The sequence below is a fragment of the Dyella japonica DSM 16301 genome, from assembly GCF_001010355.1.
Taxonomy (GTDB): domain Bacteria; phylum Pseudomonadota; class Gammaproteobacteria; order Xanthomonadales; family Rhodanobacteraceae; genus Dyella; species Dyella japonica.
This window is the reverse complement of record NZ_JPLA01000013.1, coordinates 101249-116194: the sequence shown is the minus strand read 5'-3', so window position 1 is coordinate 116194 and position 14946 is coordinate 101249. Positions and strand designations below refer to the sequence as shown.

The 14946-nt window shown below is 65.6% G+C and carries 17 protein-coding genes; 13 read left to right on the top strand and 4 right to left on the bottom strand.

Going from position 1 to position 14946, the window contains the following annotated elements; translation table 11 throughout:
* Window positions 1-111 precede the first annotated feature (111 nt).
* Window positions 112-750, top strand: a complete 639-nt coding sequence (locus Y882_RS05390; RefSeq protein WP_046970859.1) for an HD domain-containing protein — start codon at window positions 112-114, stop codon at window positions 748-750.
* Between the two features lie 131 nt (window positions 751-881).
* Here the strand turns inward: Y882_RS05390 and Y882_RS05385 are convergent, their stop codons facing one another.
* Both Y882_RS05385 and Y882_RS05380 read right to left on the bottom strand, forming a co-directional pair.
* Window positions 882-1625, bottom strand: coding sequence for a nuclear transport factor 2 family protein (locus tag Y882_RS05385; RefSeq protein ID WP_046970858.1), 744 nt, complete (start codon window positions 1623-1625; stop codon window positions 882-884).
* 93 nt (window positions 1626-1718) lie between these two features.
* Window positions 1719-2510: a helix-turn-helix domain-containing protein gene (locus Y882_RS05380; RefSeq protein ID WP_280136516.1), complete on the bottom strand. Its 792-nt coding sequence runs from the start codon at window positions 2508-2510 to the stop codon at window positions 1719-1721.
* Window positions 2511-2883: 373 nt separating this feature from the next.
* On the opposite strand from Y882_RS05380, the gene Y882_RS05375 reads away from it, so the two are divergent.
* From Y882_RS05375 to Y882_RS05365, 3 genes are all read left to right on the top strand, one after another.
* On the top strand, window positions 2884-4119 hold the full coding sequence (locus Y882_RS05375) for an NnrS family protein (RefSeq protein ID WP_046970856.1): 1236 nt from the start codon (window positions 2884-2886) through the stop codon (window positions 4117-4119).
* A gap of 24 nt (window positions 4120-4143) precedes the next feature.
* Complete coding sequence (locus Y882_RS05370; protein ID WP_046970855.1) at window positions 4144-4563, top strand: group III truncated hemoglobin; 420 nt, start codon at window positions 4144-4146, stop codon at window positions 4561-4563.
* A 92-nt stretch (window positions 4564-4655) separates the two neighbouring features.
* Window positions 4656-6578, top strand: coding sequence for an FTR1 family protein (locus tag Y882_RS05365; RefSeq protein ID WP_046970854.1), 1923 nt, complete (start codon window positions 4656-4658; stop codon window positions 6576-6578).
* A 9-nt stretch (window positions 6579-6587) separates the two neighbouring features.
* Here the strand turns inward: Y882_RS05365 and fdxA are convergent, their stop codons facing one another.
* A complete protein-coding gene (gene fdxA, locus Y882_RS05360; protein WP_046970853.1) occupies window positions 6588-6911 on the bottom strand; it encodes a ferredoxin FdxA in 324 nt (107 codons plus the stop codon).
* A 218-nt stretch (window positions 6912-7129) separates the two neighbouring features.
* Between fdxA and ccoN the strand changes: the two genes are divergently transcribed.
* From ccoN to ccoS, 7 genes are read left to right on the top strand one after another with little or no spacing between them, the layout of a single operon-like run.
* On the top strand, window positions 7130-8596 hold the full coding sequence (ccoN, locus tag Y882_RS05355) for a cytochrome-c oxidase, cbb3-type subunit I (RefSeq protein WP_046970852.1): 1467 nt from the start codon (window positions 7130-7132) through the stop codon (window positions 8594-8596).
* Between the two features lie 11 nt (window positions 8597-8607).
* Window positions 8608-9264: a cytochrome-c oxidase, cbb3-type subunit II gene (gene ccoO / locus Y882_RS05350; RefSeq protein ID WP_046970851.1), complete on the top strand. Its 657-nt coding sequence runs from the start codon at window positions 8608-8610 to the stop codon at window positions 9262-9264.
* Window positions 9261-9452, top strand: coding sequence for a cbb3-type cytochrome oxidase subunit 3 (locus Y882_RS05345; RefSeq protein WP_046970850.1), 192 nt, complete (start codon window positions 9261-9263; stop codon window positions 9450-9452). Before ccoO ends, Y882_RS05345 begins: the two co-directional genes overlap by 4 nt.
* A complete protein-coding gene (ccoP, locus tag Y882_RS05340; RefSeq protein ID WP_046970849.1) occupies window positions 9449-10357 on the top strand; it encodes a cytochrome-c oxidase, cbb3-type subunit III in 909 nt (302 codons plus the stop codon). The genes Y882_RS05345 and ccoP overlap by 4 nt, the downstream gene beginning before the upstream one ends.
* Window positions 10341-10556, top strand: coding sequence for a hypothetical protein (locus Y882_RS05335; protein ID WP_046970848.1), 216 nt, complete (start codon window positions 10341-10343; stop codon window positions 10554-10556). Before ccoP ends, Y882_RS05335 begins: the two co-directional genes overlap by 17 nt.
* Window positions 10553-12742 carry a heavy metal translocating P-type ATPase gene (locus tag Y882_RS05330; protein WP_046970847.1) on the top strand — a complete coding sequence of 730 codons (2190 nt, stop codon included), beginning with the start codon at window positions 10553-10555 and terminating at the stop codon, window positions 12740-12742. The genes Y882_RS05335 and Y882_RS05330 overlap by 4 nt, the downstream gene beginning before the upstream one ends.
* Window positions 12739-12948 (top strand): cbb3-type cytochrome oxidase assembly protein CcoS, encoded by a 210-nt coding sequence (ccoS, locus tag Y882_RS05325; RefSeq protein ID WP_046970846.1) that lies wholly within the window; start codon window positions 12739-12741, stop codon window positions 12946-12948. Before Y882_RS05330 ends, ccoS begins: the two co-directional genes overlap by 4 nt.
* Here ccoS and Y882_RS05320 read toward each other — a convergent pair.
* Window positions 12932-13702: a helix-turn-helix domain-containing protein gene (locus Y882_RS05320; RefSeq protein WP_046970845.1), complete on the bottom strand. Its 771-nt coding sequence runs from the start codon at window positions 13700-13702 to the stop codon at window positions 12932-12934. The two genes, ccoS and Y882_RS05320, sit on opposite strands and share 17 nt — an antisense overlap.
* Before the next feature lie 113 nt (window positions 13703-13815).
* Between Y882_RS05320 and Y882_RS05315 the strand changes: the two genes are divergently transcribed.
* The gene (locus Y882_RS05315) at window positions 13816-14250 is read left to right on the top strand and encodes an Rrf2 family transcriptional regulator (RefSeq protein WP_046970844.1); all 435 of its coding nucleotides are present in this window, start codon (window positions 13816-13818) and stop codon (window positions 14248-14250) included.
* Between the two features lie 74 nt (window positions 14251-14324).
* A complete protein-coding gene (locus tag Y882_RS05310) occupies window positions 14325-14921 on the top strand; it encodes a TetR/AcrR family transcriptional regulator (protein ID WP_046970843.1) in 597 nt (198 codons plus the stop codon).
* The last annotated feature ends 25 nt before the right edge of the window (window positions 14922-14946 follow it).

The window sequence follows — 14946 nt, the reverse complement described above, 5'->3', positions numbered from 1 at the left end:
CGACAAAATGGCATTATTTGCTACTTTGAGTCAAATCAAGACGGGCCATTTCGGCGCTCCAATAGCTGCGAGGGCGGCATGCCGTATGCCGGCCACCACGGAGCATCCATCATGACCGCCATTGCAGGCATTGCCATACCGGACAGCCAGCTCGCCCGGGAAGTCACCGACCTGGTGCGCGACACCGAAACCGATCTGCTGTACCACCACTCGCGCCGCGTGTTCCTGTTCGGCGCTCTCACCGGCCGCCGGAAGCAGCTCAGCTTCGATGCCGAACTGCTCTACATCGGGGCGATGTTCCACGACATGGGACTGATGCCCGCGCACAGCAGCGCGGACCGACGCTTCGAAGTGGACGGCGCCAACGCGGCGGCGGACTTCCTGCGTCGTCATGGCATTGCACAGCAGAGCATCGAACTGGTGTGGACCTCGATTGCGTTGCACACCACGCCAGGGATACCCGAATTCATGCGGCCTGAAATCGCGCTGCTGACTGCCGGCGTGGAAATGGACGTACTGGGCCTGGGCTTCCCCAACGTCACCGACGGCGATCGCGCCACCGTGGTGGAAGCCCATCCGCGCAGCCCGCAGTTCAAGCAGGACATTATCGAGGCGTTCTACCAAGGCATACGCCGCAAGCCCGAAACGACCTTCGGCAATGTCAAAGCCGATGTGATGGCCCTGAAGGAGCCGCATTTCCACCGCGGCAATTTCTGCAGCGTGATCCTTGATTCGGCGTGGCCGGGCTGAGATCAAGCCTTGTAGGAGCGCACCCTGTGCGCGACCGCGGCGCCTGGATGTGCCGCTTCGCCGGCGGGTCGCGCACAGGGTGCGCTCCTACAAATAGGGGCCTGCAACTCCCGATCCGCGACGCATCGCGTTCAACCCTCTCTGTTCAGCCGCAGATCGTTGAACTTGCGCCGCTCGATCAGCGCGGTGATCTTGCCGTGGGCGTCGCGCTGGAAGACCAGCAGGTTGCGCTCGTCATCCGTGCCCATGAACACATCCTTGGCCACGGGCTGCAGGGTGTTCACGGGACCGCCTGGGCGCGTGACATAGGCCAGCACGCCATGGTCCACCGAAACCGTCCAGGCACGATTGGGCGCGAAACGATAGGTGCCGGCGTAATCGCTCAAGACCAGACCCGGCACATCGATTTTCGGCGGCGCCGTGGGAATGGTCACGTCCTCGAAGCCTGCCACCTTCCACTCGCCCGACTGTTTCACAAAGGTCAGCAAGGCGCGGTAGCGAACCACGAACGTCTGTCCAAAATACGTTTCGCGCTCGTACTGCTCCACGCTCAGCAGCGCACTGTCGCCGTGCACCCAGGCGTGCGGATCGAGCATCTCCATGCTGCCGGTAATGCCGGCAGGAAATGGGCGCAATGAGGCGATGGTTTCAGCCTTGCTGGCAACACGGCCAAACTCATCGATCATCACCGCATCGTCGGTGACCGCCTTCTCCCAGATGGCCTTGTCGCCCGTGGGGAGCGCATCCATCAACAGCTGCGTGGTACGCACGAGTTCGTCGCGCAAGGCGGACGGCGCCTCGGCCGCATGACCCGGCAGTACCGCCACCAACGCCGCACCGGCAAGCATTCCAACGACGAGCGATCGCTTGAACATGGTGATCCTCCAGTAACCGCACCAAGCATGCGCCGGGCCAGCCACGGCACACCCGTGCTTGAAGTCACTGGGACACCACACCCTGCGTGAAACTCAGGAACCCGCCCCGGGCGAGTTTCGGCAGACGCGATGCAGCGCTTCGGCATCGAGCAGGCGCACGTTGCGCCCCGTCACATCGAGCCAGCCTCGGGCGCGGAATCGGCTGAACACGCGACTGACCGTTTCGGCGGCGAGGCGCAGGTAGTTGGCCATGTCGGTGCGCGACATGGTCAGGCGCAGCGGGCGGTCGTTGTTCCGATGATGTGAGCCGCGTCGTTGCAGGTCGAGCAGAAAGGAGGCCACACGCTCCTCGGCATTGAGGTCGCCGGCCAGCTGGCTCGCCCTGCCCAGCTCGCCACTCATCAGGCGCAGCAGTTGCTGCTGTACCCGCGGCTCGTGCGATGACACGTTCAGCACATCCTCGAAGGACAGCCCGCAGAACTGCGTCGACTCCAACGCCACCACGTCGCCGGGATGGCTGCCCAGATGGATCGCGGCAAGCCCCACCAGTTCGCCTGGCAGATGAAAGCCCAGCACCTGTTCGCGCCCATCGCTGGCCACCACGAACACCTTGACGCCGCCCGTGCGGACCACATGGACCTCGCGCAAGGCATCGCCGCGCCGGATCACCACATCGCCTGCCGCACAGGACCACGTCCGCCGCACCACCTCATGATGCGATCCGGCTTCAGCATCGTGGTGTCCAAGCGCAAGCAGGCACTGGCCGGCAAAGTCACAGCCCACGCAGGGCGGCAACTGATCAGGCGCCGCGGACCGCCGCTGGCTTCGAGGTCGTTCGCGCCTGGCCCGCCTTGATGCTGGCGCGTGTCCCGTTTCGCGAGGCATCGTGGCCGAGCCGTCGTCGACTTCAACGGTTTCGCCGGACGCCTTGGGATGTCCGTACTGGGAAAGCCTGCGCATGGTGGCCCCCTCGCCTCTGGGCCGACAGTAGCACAAGCGCCTGCAGCAAACGGACGTCCATAAGCCAAAGGCGTCCGCGCCTGTTCCAGGCGGAGGCCATCACCGGCATCCTTGCTACAAGACTGCAACATGCCGCCTCATTCGCGGTCCCCGCCAGGCGCTGGCAGATCCCACTTGCCCGGCGGCCCGCCACGGAAGCCAATGGATCGACGGAAACCCCATTTCTGACCCAGATCAGAGCGCCCTGAGCCTGCCTGTCGCGACACTGGAGCCCCTGCGCATCGCGCGAATCCCCAGCATGCCCTCCGACACCCGCTCCGCTCCCTCTGATCGCATCACCCTGCCAACCCTGCTGGCCGCGCCCCATCGCGCCATGTTCTTCGTCGGCGCCAGCCTGCTCGCCGCCGGCATGCTGTGGTGGTTATGGGTCTTGCTGGCGGCTTGGCGGGGCTGGCAGCTGCCGGCGCAACCGCTGCCGGTGGGATGGACGCACGGCGTGCTGATGCAATACGCCACCCTGGCGCCCTTCGTGATGGGCTTCCTGCTCACCGTGTTTCCGCGATGGATGAACGTCCAAGTCATCGCGCGCCGGGTCTACGCCATGGTGTTCGGCCTGATGCTGGGAGGGGCCGTGCTCGTACTCGCTGCAGCCCTCGGCGTGCCGCGGGCGCTGCCATGGGGCCTGGGTGCGATGCTGCTGGGCTGGCTCATCGCGTTATGGAACCTGGGCGACCGCTTGCGCCGACATGGCTATCGCGACGTGTGGGCACGCTCGGCCTGCTGTGCTTTGGCGTTTGGCGCGATCGGCCTGGGCCTCGTGCTTTGCGCGAGTCTGGGCGCACCACCGAGCTGGATACCGGCAGCCCATCGCATCGGCACGTTTGGCTTCCTGTTGCCGACTTACTTCACGGTGGCGCACCGCATGGTGCCGTTCTTCACCGGCAACGTGGTGCCGGACTATCGCGTGGTGCGTCCGACCTGGTCGCTGCTCGCCGTCTGGCTATTGGGCCTCACCCATGTGGGCTTCGATCTGTTCGATGCCTCCGGCTGGCGCTGGCTGGCGGATGCGCCGATGACCGCGCTGCTGTTGTGGCAGTGGCTGGCCTGGCAGCCGTGGAAGGCCAAGCGGCCAGGCTTGTTGCTGGTGCTTTATGTCGCACTGGCGTGGCTGCCGTTGTCATTCGGGCTGTACACCGCGGACAGCATCCATGTGTTGGTCACCGGTGTGAATTCCCGTGCACTGGCGCCGCTGCATGCACTGACCATCGGATTCTTCAGCTCCATGCTGGTGGCCATGGTGACGCGCGTCACCCACGGTCACTCCGGGCGTCCGCTGGCGATGGGCCCGATCCCGTGGATCGCCTTCGTCGGCATGCAGCTGGTGGCCTTGATACGCGTGATCGCCGAGGCCACCTTGCAGCCATGGCCCTGGTATATCGCGGCGGCCTCGCTCTGGCTGCTGGCGATGGCGCCCTGGGTGGCGCGGTCGCTATGGATCTATCTCACCCCTCGACGTGACGGCGCACCCGGCTGACACGCCTACCAAAGACAGCACGCTATGGCGCTTTTTCCTGCAGCAAACGAGATCGGCATTGCCACCCTGGTCGATCGCTTCTACGACAAGGTGCGCGCGGACGAGGAACTGGGCCCCGTGTTCAACGCGGCCATCCACGACTGGATCACCCACAAGCAAGTCCTGCGCGATTTCTGGTCGTCCATCGTGTTGCGCTCGGGCCGTTATCACGGCAATCCGATGGGCGTGCACCGCGCCCTGCCCGCCTTTGGGCAACAACTGTTCCATCGCTGGCTGGCCCTTTGGCGTGAAACGGCACGCGAGGTGTTCGACGCATCGGCGGCGGAGCTCTTCATCGGCACCGCCGAGCGCGTGGCGCAGGGCCTGAGCATGGGCATCGGCCACGGCCGCCTGAACATCGATCATCCCTCGCGCGTACTCGGTCCCCTGCATATCGCATCGTGACGATGCATCGAACGCTGCGTCCGCCTGCCCGGACGACGCAAGCCCGATGATGGGAGTACACTTCACAGATGAGAATCAATCGCATTTGTGAAGTGCTGCGCACCCTCCCCGCCCTGATCCTCGCGTTGGCACTGGCCAGCGCGCCGGTGCACGCGCAATCCGCGCCGGACGATCCCGCAGCGAGCGTGCCGCAGACCTGGCAGATGCTTGATTACCTCGCCGCCGACTATGCGGGCGCGGTCAAGCATGGCGAAGTGGTGAGCGCGTCCGAATACGACGAGATGCGCGAGTTTGCCCGCCATGCGCGCAATCGCGTGCAGGCTTTGCCGACATCGCCCGCCACGCCCGCGTTGCGCGAGCAGGCCGACACCCTGGTGGCGCTGATCGATGCGAAAGCATCGGAGGCCGACGTCGCGCGCGCGGCGCACGCGCTGACCGATGGCCTGCTGCAGGCCTATCCGATTCCCACCGCCCCGAGCAAGGCACCGGACCTCGCGCACGGCGCTGCCGTCTACCAGGCGCAATGCGCGCTTTGTCATGGCGCCACCGGACATGGTGATGGCCCCGCCGGCTTGCAGCTTTCGCCGCGCCCGATCGATTTCACCAACGCGGCGCGCGCCGATCAGCGCAGTGCATTGTCGCTCTACGAAGTGATCACCCAGGGCGTCGCCGGCACGCCGATGGCCAGCTATGCGCAGACGCTTTCCAGCGATGAGCGCTGGTCGCTGGCCTACTACGTGGGCACGCTGGCCTATCCCGAGGCGGCCAGCCAGGGCGAGCAGGCCTGGCATGGCGATGCGCGCGCCCGCGGCGCCATCGCATCGCCCAATGAACTGGCCCGTGCACGCGTTTCCAGTCTGGCTGACACCATCGGCGTCACCCAGGCGCGGCTCGTGGTCGGCTATCTGCGTGCGCATCCGCAGGCCGTGCACGAAGCGCTGGCCGGCCTGCCGCTGGCCCGCACGCGCGTGGCGGATAGCGTGGACGCCTACCGCAAGGGCAAGACCGAAGAAGCACGGCAGCTCGCGCTATCGGCCTATCTCGACGGTGTCGAACCGGTGGAGGCGCAGCTCGATGCACGCGATGCCGCCCTGCGCGCACGCATCGAAACGGCGATGGGCGCGTATCGCACCGCGCTCTCGCAGCCTGCGGCCGGCGATGCCGTCGCCACGCAGTCGCACGACGTCGATCAGTTGCTGGCCCAGGCGCAGCTGCTGCTTGCCGCTGGTGCTGCCAGTCCGACGACGACCTTCATCGGTGCACTCACCATTCTTGTGCGTGAAGGTTTGGAAGCTTTGCTCGTGGTGGTCGCCTTGCTCGCCTTCCTGCGCAAGGCGGACCGCCACGACGCGACGCGTTATGTACACGCTGGCTGGATCCTTGCGCTGCTGGCAGGTGCCGCCACGTGGGCGGTAGCGAGCTATGCGATTTCGATCAGTGGAGCCAGCCGCGAACTGACCGAAGGCTTGTCCTCACTGTTTGCCGCCGGCGTGTTGCTGGCGGTGGGACTGTGGATGCACCAGAAGAGCATCGGTGGCCGCTGGCAGTCGTACCTGAAGGCGAAGATGGCGACCGCGCTCGATCGAAAGTCGGCGTGGTTCGTGTTCGGCCTGACCTTCATCTCGGTCTATCGCGAGGTGTTCGAAACCATCCTGTTCTACACGGCGCTGTGGAACGAAGGCCAGGGCCAGTGGCTGTTGGCGGGCATCGTCGTCGGCTCGATCATCCTCGGCCTGATCGCCTGGATCCTGCTGCGCACCAGCCAGCGCCTGCCGCTGGGACTGTTCTTCTCGCTGAGTTCGCTGGTGATCGCACTACTCGCTATCGTGCTGACCGGCAATGGTGTAGCGGCGCTGCAGGAAGCAGGCTGGACCGCCGTCACCGTGGCGCCGGTGCCTTCCATCGACGTCCTCGGGGTCTATCCGACCTGGCAGTCGCTGCTGGCGCAGCTGGCGGTGGCGCTGATGCTTGCCCTCGGCTTTGCCTACAACCGCTGGCGGGCAAGCGCCAGCTGATCCGGGCGCTCAGCGAATAAGCAGGGGCAGCTTGTGCGGGCGGCCGTCCCAGGCTGCCGCTTCGGGCATCGCGGGAATCTTGGCGTCGATCACCGGCCATTGCCTGGCCAGCTCCGCATTCAGGGCCAGGAACAGTTCCTGACCTGCGGGCACGTCGTCCTGCGCATAGATGGCGCCGACCGGGCATTCCTCGACGCATAGCGTGCAGTCGATGCATTCGTCCGGATCGATCACCAGGAAGTTCGGACCCTCGTGGAAACAATCCACCGGGCACACCTCGACGCAGTCGGTGTGCTTGCAGTTGATGCAGTTCTCGGTGACGACGTGGGTCATGGCCGCACTCACAGGGCGAGCGCCAAGCTTGCATCAGCGCCGCCGGCGCCGGCATTGATGGGAGTCAAAATCGCGCGTGGCTCTGGGCACGCTTCCGACCGGACTGAGGCAATACGCCGCCGCACATGGCAGCCATGTCCTACAAATTTTGACTTAGGTCATCGATATGCGACGACCGTGCGGCGCAACATCCTGCCATCGACCAGGGCGGAATTCCCATGCCGAATACCGAGTATTACGACGACAAGGTAGTGCGTCTGTTCCTGCTGGCGGCCGCCGTCTGGGGCATCATCGGCATGTCGGTGGGCGTTTATGCCGCCGCCGAGCTGATGTGGCCCGCGCTGAACTTCGACCTGCCCTGGCTGACCTTCAGCCGCATCCGGCCGGACCACACCTTCGGCGTGATCTTCGCGTTCGGCGGCTCGGCCCTGATGGGTACCTGTTACTACGTGGTCCAGCGCACCGGCCACACCCGACTGGCCATGTCCAGACTGGCCGAACTCACCTTCTGGGGATGGCAGCTGGTCTGCGTGCTGGCCATGACCACCATGCCGCTGGGCATCACCCAGAGCAAGGAATACGCCGAGCCCGAATGGTTCGTGGACATCCTGATCGCGGTGGTCTGGGTGTCGTTCGGCGCGGTGTTCTTCGCCACGCTGGCGCGGCGGCGCATCCGCCACATCTACGTGGCGAACTGGTACTACGGCGCCTTCATCATCGCGGTGGGCCTGCTGCACATCGTCAACAACATCGCGCTGCCGATCAGCCTGACCAAGTCCTACCCGGTGTATTCGGGCGTGGTCGATGCGATGGTGCAGTGGTGGTACGGCCACAACGCGGTGGCGTTTTTCCTCACCGCAGGCTTCCTGGGCATGATGTATTACTTCGTGCCGCGCCAGGCGCAGCAGCCGCTGTGGAGCTACCGCTTCTCCATCGTCAATTTCTGGGCGCTCATCTCGGTGTACATGTGGGCGGGCTCGCACCATCTGATGTATACCGCCCTGCCCGACTGGGTGCAGTCGGTCGGCATGGCGTTTTCGCTGGTGTTGCTGATGCCCAGCTGGGGCTCGGCCGCCAATGGACTGCTCACCTTCAACGGCTCGTGGGCACGCCTCAAGACCGACGCCGCCGCCAAGTTCATGGTGATGTCGCTGGTGTTCTACGCCGCCGCCACCTTCGAAGGTTCGATGATGGCGATCAAGACGGTGAACTCGCTGTCGCACTACACCGACTGGACCATCGCCCACGTGCATTCGGGCTCGATCGGCTGGGTGGCCATGATCACCATCGGCTCGCTCTACGCGATGGCGCCGCGCGCGCTGGGCCGGCCGGCGATGTATTCGCAGAAGGCGATGGAAGTGCATTTCTGGCTGCACATCATGGGCCTGCTGATGTACATCGGCTCGATGTGGACGGCCGGCGTCACCGAGGGCGTGATGTGGCGCGCCACCAATGCGGACGGCTCGCTCACCTACTCCTTCCTCGACAGCCTGATCGCGATCAAGCCGATGTACCTGATCCGCTGGATGGGCGGCCTGCTGGTGCTGTCGGGCATGGTCGTGATGGCCTGGAACCTGTGGCATACGGCGGCCGACGCGCGTGCACGGATCATCAAGCCGATCCCCGTGCCGATTCCCGAACCGGAGCCGGACCAGATTCCGGCGCCGATTCCGGCGGTGGGTTGAGGAGCGCGCCCATGGCCTATCGACACTTCGAAGCCATCGAGAAGAATGCCGCACTGCTTGGCGTTCTGACCGCGATCATGGTTTCCATCGGCGGTCTTGCCGAGATCACGCCGCTCTTCATGCGGGCCCACGAGGTGAGCGCGCCGGCGGGAGTAAAGCCCTATGACCCGCTGCGTCTTGCCGGTCGCGATATCTACGTGCGTGAAGGTTGCTACCTGTGCCACTCGCAGATGATTCGCGCGTTGCGCGCCGAAACGCAGCGCTACGGCCACTATTCGATCGCGGAGGAATCCGTCTACGACCGCCCGTTCCAGTGGGGCTCCAAGCGCACGGGGCCGGATCTGGCACGCGTGGGCGGCAAGTATTCGGACCAGTGGCATGTGCTGCACATGATGAACCCGCGCCAGGTGGTCCCGCAGTCGAACATGCCCGGCTACCCGTGGCTGGCAAAAACGACCCTCGACGCGTCGGACATCCAGGCACGCATGCGCGGCCTGCGCAAGCTCGGCGACCCATATAGCGACGCAGACATCGCCGGTGCAGCCGACGCCGTCAAGGACAAGACCGAACTCGATGCCCTGGTGGCGTACCTGCAAGGGCTGGGCATCCGCAATGAGCCCACCGCCGCCGTGCCTTCGCATCCCGCCACCGATGGAGGCGCGCCATGAACGAACTGTGGGGACACCTGACCGGCGTCATCATCGTCTTCATGATGGTCACCTTCATCGGCATCTGGGCCTGGGCCTGGAGCGGCCATCATCGCCGCGCCTTCTCGCGCATGGCGCAGTTGCCGATGGAAGACGATGCCCCGCCGACAAGCGCCGCCTCGACCGCTGCCAAGGACGCTGACGCATGAGCCTGTTCTGGTCGCTATGGATCATGTTCCTGGTGGTGCTCAATCTGGGCATCACGTTCTTTCTGTTCCTGTGGGCACCGCGCGCCAAGATTCCCGTGCGCGAAGACGGCACCAGTGGACATGTCTGGGCCCACGGCGTACTGCGCGAAGGCGTACGCCGGTTGCCGATGTGGTGGATCATCATGTCCGCCGCCATGTTCGTCATCGGCATCGCCTATCTGGTGTTGTTCCCGGGCTTTGGCCGCTACAAGGGCGTGCTGAACTGGACTTCGCACGGCGAACTGGCCGCCAACACCGCCGCCAACGATGCCAAGCTCGACGATATGATGAAGCGCTTCTCGCTCTATCCCATCGAGCAGCTGGCGGGCGACCCCAATGCACAGCAGCTGGGCAAGCGCCTTTTTCAGGACAACTGCGCGGCCTGCCATGGTCGCGCGGCAACGGGCAACATCTTGCTGGGCGCGCCAGACCTCACCGACAAGGACTGGCTGTATGGCGGCAACGGCAAGGACATCTATACGTCCATCCATGATGGACGCAGCGGCGTGATGCCGCCATGGGCCAGCCTGGGCGAGGACAACGTGAAGAACCTCGCGCAATACGTGCTCGGCCTCTCCGGCCGCCCACATGACGAGAAGGCTGCCGCCGCGGCCAAGCCATTGTTTGTCACCTGCGCGGCCTGCCACGGCCCCGAAGGCAAGGGCAATCCCGCGCTGGGTGCACCCGATCTCACCGACCAGGTCTGGCTGCATGGTGGCACGCAGGCGGATATCGAGCACAGCATACGCGACGGGCGGCAGGGACATATGCCGGCGTGGAGCCCGCGGCTCACGGACGACCAGATCCGCGTGCTTGCCTCCTACGTGTATCACGTCTCCCATACGGATCATGCGGACTCACGATGACATCGCCGTCCATGACGGCGGACGCTGGTATCGGCAACCGGTGCTGTGGCTGGGCGCCGCCATCTTTGCGGCATCCATGGCGGGCTGCGTGTGGATGATCGTGCTGGGCGCACGCCATGCCGATGAACCCGTCGACGCACCGCCGCCCGTGATGGGCGTACCGGCCACCACCCACGACCACCGACCGCCATCGCGATGAACGCCTACGAAGTCTGGGCGCATCCGCAACTTGCCGCGCAGGTGCTGCGTTTGCGGCGCGACGGCAAGCGCGAAGCCAGCTTCCGCCTCGCTGCGTTGCACGACGCCCGCCACGTGATGCAGCTGGACCAGCTGCTGCACGGCTTGCCGGGCGTCCAGCGGGTACGCATCGACCTGGCCTCGCGCCGTGCCCATGTCATCTGGGATGACTCACGCACCAGCCTGCCCGCGCTGCTGCGTGCCTTCGCCAGCCTGCAATGCCCCGCGCAACCGCTCGGGCTCGACAGCGCCGACGACAGCGACCAACGGGAAGCACGCGACCTGCTCAAGCGGCTGCTGGTCGCCGGCATGTTCACCATGCAGGTGATGACGTATGCCCTGGTGATCTACCTCGGTGTGGTGGACTTCGTGGACTTCACCACGCGGGAACTGTTTCGCTGGCTGGGCCTGCTCTCGTCGCTGCCGGTCGTCGTGTACAGCGCACGCCCCTTCACCGACGGCGCGCTGCACGAGTTGCGCGCACGCACGCTGGGCATGAACCTGCCCATTGCCGTGGCCGTGTGGCTGGTGTTCCTGGCCAGTGCCGCCAACACGCTGCGCGGTCATGGCGAGATCTATTTTGACTCCATCACGATGTTTGTTTTTCTGCTGCTGGCCGCGCGCTACGTCGAACGCCGGGCGCAGCACCGCAACACCGCACTGGGCGACGCGGCGGTCGATGGCACACCCCTGCTCGCCCAGCGCTATCGCGCCGATGGCACGCTGGAAACCATGCCGGCGATGGAGCTCCTGCCCGGCGACCGCGTGCACATCGCCGAGGGCGCCACCGTGCCTGCCGATGGCGAACTCGAAAGCGATGCCGTCCAGCTGGACGAGTCGGCCATGACCGGTGAATCGCGGCCGGTCACGCGCTACCGCGGCGCGCCACTGGCGGCGGGCAGCATCGTGCTCGATGGCGTCGCCACCTTGCGCGTGCAACACAGCGGCAAGCACACCGCCGCCGCGCGTATCGGCGCGCTGAGCGCGCGCACACGCATGGCACGCGAAGCCGTCGCAAGCACCGATCACGCCGATCTACGCCCCTTCATCGCACGCGTCCTGCTGCTGACCCTGCTGACCGCGGCGGGATGGCTGCTGGTCGATCCCGCCAAGGCGTTCGAGTCGGCCATTGCCGTGCTGGTGATTGCCTGCCCCTGCGCGTTTGCGCTGACGGCGCCCAGCGCCATGACCCGTGCGCTGGGCGTGCTCGCCCAACGCGGCGTACTGGTGGTCGACAGCGCCGCGCTGGACACCATGGCACGCGTTGACGTGGCGGTGTTCGACAAGACCGGCACGCTCACCACGCCTTGTATCGACGTCTCCGCGTCGCATGCCTTCCGCCAGGACGTGGCGTGGATGAGCCTCGCCGGCGCGCTGGCGTCGCGCAGTTCGCACCCGCTGGCCAAAGCCGTGGCCCAGGTCACCAACACGACTCGCTCGGGCGAGGTCCAGCATATGGCGATACTGCCCGGTCACGGCATCGCCGGCGAGATCGATGGTCACGCCCTGCGCCTGGGTCGCCGCACGGATGGCCAGGACCGCGAGGATCTCTATCTCTGCGACGAACACGGCCCGCTTGCAGCACTGCACGTGGACGAAGCTGTGCGCAGCGATGCACTGGCTACGCTGGCTGAGCTTCGCGCCGAAGGCATCGACACCGTGATGGCCAGCGGCGACGCAGCCTCGCGCGTTGCCGCCGCCGCTGCTGCGCTGGGCGTGAGCGAAAGTCATGCGCGGCAGACGCCATTGGACAAGCTGGCGCTGCTCAAGCTCAAGAAGAAGCAAGGACACGTGACGCTCGCCGTGGGCGATGGCAACAACGACGCGCCCATCCTCGCCGCCGCCGACGTTTCCGCCGCACTCACCTCGGGCACCGAACTCTCCCAGGCCAACGCCGATCTGCTGCTGATGCACGGGCAGCTTCACGGCCTCGTCGAGGCCCGCCGCATCGCCAGGGAGGTGCGCCACCGGGTGACCCAGGGCCGTCGCTGGTCGCTGGCCTACAACCTGTGTGCCGTCCCATTTGCCGCACTCGGCTGGGTGCCGCCGTGGCTGGCCGCCGTGGGCATGTCCGCCAGCTCGCTGGTGGTGGTGCTCAACGCCATGCGCGTGGGCCGCCGCCCGATCCGCCAAGGCACCGACGCATGAACATCATCCTGGTGCTGATACCCGTCACCTTCCTGATCGTCGTCGCGGCGGTCGGCGTGTTCTTCTGGGCCGTCCATCACCAGCAATTCGACGACCTGGACAGTCCTGGCGTGCTGCCGCTGATGGAAGAGAACGACCATGCCACGCCCGCGCCGTCCCGTGACGAGACGAACGTCGACGATCCCAAGCTCACGCGGCTGCCGTGAGCTGGACCAGGGCGTAGCCCAACTCGCCCAGTGCGTCGACGTCGTGCAGCTGTACGCGACGCCCATGGATGCTCACCCAATGCTTGTCGCGGAACCGGCTGATCACCCGACTCACGGTTTCGGGCGCCAGCCGCAGATAGCTGGCGATATCGCTGCGCGACATGGCCAGCCGGAACACCGTCGAGGACTGCCCGCGCCGCGCGTAGCGCTCGCCCAGGTCCAGCAGGAAGGCGGCCACGCGTTCCTCGGCGGAATGCTCGCCCGCCAACAGGCTGGCCATGCCAAGCTCCTTGCTCAGCATGCGGAACAGATGCTGCTGCACCACCGGAAGCTCGGTCGCCAAGGACCTCATGGCAGGGAATGCCAGATGGCAGAACGACGAACGCTCCAATGCCAGCGCATCGCAGGGGTAGCTCTCCGGATAGATGCCGTTGAGACCCACCACCTCGCCCGGTAGATAGAAACCCAGCACCTGTTCGCGCCCATCGCGCGTAAAGATCGACGTCTTCACGCTGCCTGAGCTCACCGCGTACAGGGCACGAAACGGCTCGCCACGACGAAACAGATGCTCCCCGCTCGCCACCGACGGCACCGGCTCGACCACGCACTGCAAGGCCGCCAGCTCGCGCTTGCCGTAGCCCTCGCCCTGGCAGGCATGCGCATACGCACAACTGTGGCAGCACGGCACGGCATCGTCGTCCGGCATGTCGGCCGGCGCGGAGGCCCCGCGGATGCTGAGCAGTTCGGTAGGCATGACGAACTCGTAGTCGGATTCAGGTAGACGCTGCCGCTCCGTCGACCGGGCCTGGCTTTCCTCCCGCAACGGTCCAACATAATATGTATTGTAAATACATCTTATTCCAGACCATGCGACTAAATGTCTTTACCGACTACTGCCTGCGCACCCTCATGTACGTGGGCGTCAACCAGGGAACGCTGGTCACGCGCGGCGATATCGCGACGGCTTATGGCATTTCCGGCAACCACCTGATGAAGGTGGTGAACTGGCTGGCACGCGAGGGCTACGTCGAAACCGTGCGCGGCAAAGGGGGCGGCATGCAGCTGGCGCGCGACCCCTCGGCCATCTCCATTGGCGCGATAGTCCGGGCCTGCGAAGCCGCGGACGCCCTGGTCGAGTGCTTCGACCCCGCCACGTCCCGCTGCCGCATTACGCCGGCCTGCCGCCTCAAGGGCATCCTCGGCCAGGCCATGGGAGCGATGTACCGGGAGCTGGACCAGCACACCCTGGCCGACCTGCTGGTCCGGCCGCGCCCCCTGGCTGCCCTGCTGCATCTGGCCTGAGCCGCCCTGGCACTTGAATTCTGTATCGGTCGATACATATTATTGTATCGAAAGTTACAGAATATGGGTGCGCCATGGCTCGTCCACGCCAATTCGATGAACAAAAGACTCTCGAAGCGGTCGCCGAGGCTTTCTGGGCGCACGGCTACGAGGGTACGTCCACGCGCGACCTGGCGCAGCGCACCGGCCTGACCGTCACCAGCCTGTACAACGCGTTCGGCGACAAACAGTCCCTGTTCCAGCTGGCCTTGCAGCACTATCTGGACACGACCCTGAAGGAGCGCATCCATCGACTGGAGGAATCGCTCGCGCCCACCGAGGCCATCGTGGCGTTCTTCAACGAAGTCATCGAACGATCCCTCTCGGACGTGCAGCAACGCGGCTGCTTCCTGGTGAACTCTGCCCTGGACGCCACGCCTGATGCACCCGAACTGCGCGCCGCCATAGCCAGCGAAATCGACGCCATCCGCGCGTTTTTCCGCCGCTGCCTGCTGGCCGGCCGCCGCACGGGGGACGTGCCTTCGACCGTTTCCGCCGCGGAAGCATCCGCACATCTGCTGGCCGTGTTGCTCGGCCTGCGCGTGATGGCGCGCGTCAACCCTGACCGGGCCACCATGACCGCCGCTGTGTCCGCGGCACTGAAAGCCTCCGGCATCTCGAAACACCGCTGAACAGTTCCCCCATCCCCCTCTGGAG

Excerpts from the sequence above, each read along its gene's own strand:
- Y882_RS05390 (WP_046970859.1), top strand. The coding sequence starts at position 112 with ATGACCGCCATTGCAGGCATTGCCATACCGGACAGCCAGCTCGCCCGG.
- Y882_RS05385 (WP_046970858.1), bottom strand. The coding sequence starts at position 1,625 with ATGTTCAAGCGATCGCTCGTCGTTGGAATGCTTGCCGGTGCGGCGTTG.
- Y882_RS05380 (WP_280136516.1), bottom strand. The coding sequence starts at position 2,510 with ATGCCTCGCGAAACGGGACACGCGCCAGCATCAAGGCGGGCCAGGCGC.
- Y882_RS05375 (WP_046970856.1), top strand. The coding sequence starts at position 2,884 with ATGCCCTCCGACACCCGCTCCGCTCCCTCTGATCGCATCACCCTGCCA.
- Y882_RS05370 (WP_046970855.1), top strand. The coding sequence starts at position 4,144 with ATGGCGCTTTTTCCTGCAGCAAACGAGATCGGCATTGCCACCCTGGTC.
- fdxA (WP_046970853.1), bottom strand. The coding sequence starts at position 6,911 with ATGACCCACGTCGTCACCGAGAACTGCATCAACTGCAAGCACACCGAC.
- ccoN (WP_046970852.1), top strand. The coding sequence starts at position 7,130 with ATGCCGAATACCGAGTATTACGACGACAAGGTAGTGCGTCTGTTCCTG.
- ccoO (WP_046970851.1), top strand. The coding sequence starts at position 8,608 with ATGGCCTATCGACACTTCGAAGCCATCGAGAAGAATGCCGCACTGCTT.
- Y882_RS05345 (WP_046970850.1), top strand. The coding sequence starts at position 9,261 with ATGAACGAACTGTGGGGACACCTGACCGGCGTCATCATCGTCTTCATG.
- ccoP (WP_046970849.1), top strand. The coding sequence starts at position 9,449 with ATGAGCCTGTTCTGGTCGCTATGGATCATGTTCCTGGTGGTGCTCAAT.
- Y882_RS05335 (WP_046970848.1), top strand. The coding sequence starts at position 10,341 with ATGCGGACTCACGATGACATCGCCGTCCATGACGGCGGACGCTGGTAT.
- Y882_RS05330 (WP_046970847.1), top strand. The coding sequence starts at position 10,553 with ATGAACGCCTACGAAGTCTGGGCGCATCCGCAACTTGCCGCGCAGGTG.
- ccoS (WP_046970846.1), top strand. The coding sequence starts at position 12,739 with ATGAACATCATCCTGGTGCTGATACCCGTCACCTTCCTGATCGTCGTC.
- Y882_RS05320 (WP_046970845.1), bottom strand. The coding sequence starts at position 13,702 with ATGCCTACCGAACTGCTCAGCATCCGCGGGGCCTCCGCGCCGGCCGAC.
- Y882_RS05315 (WP_046970844.1), top strand. The coding sequence starts at position 13,816 with ATGCGACTAAATGTCTTTACCGACTACTGCCTGCGCACCCTCATGTAC.
- Y882_RS05310 (WP_046970843.1), top strand. The coding sequence starts at position 14,325 with ATGGCTCGTCCACGCCAATTCGATGAACAAAAGACTCTCGAAGCGGTC.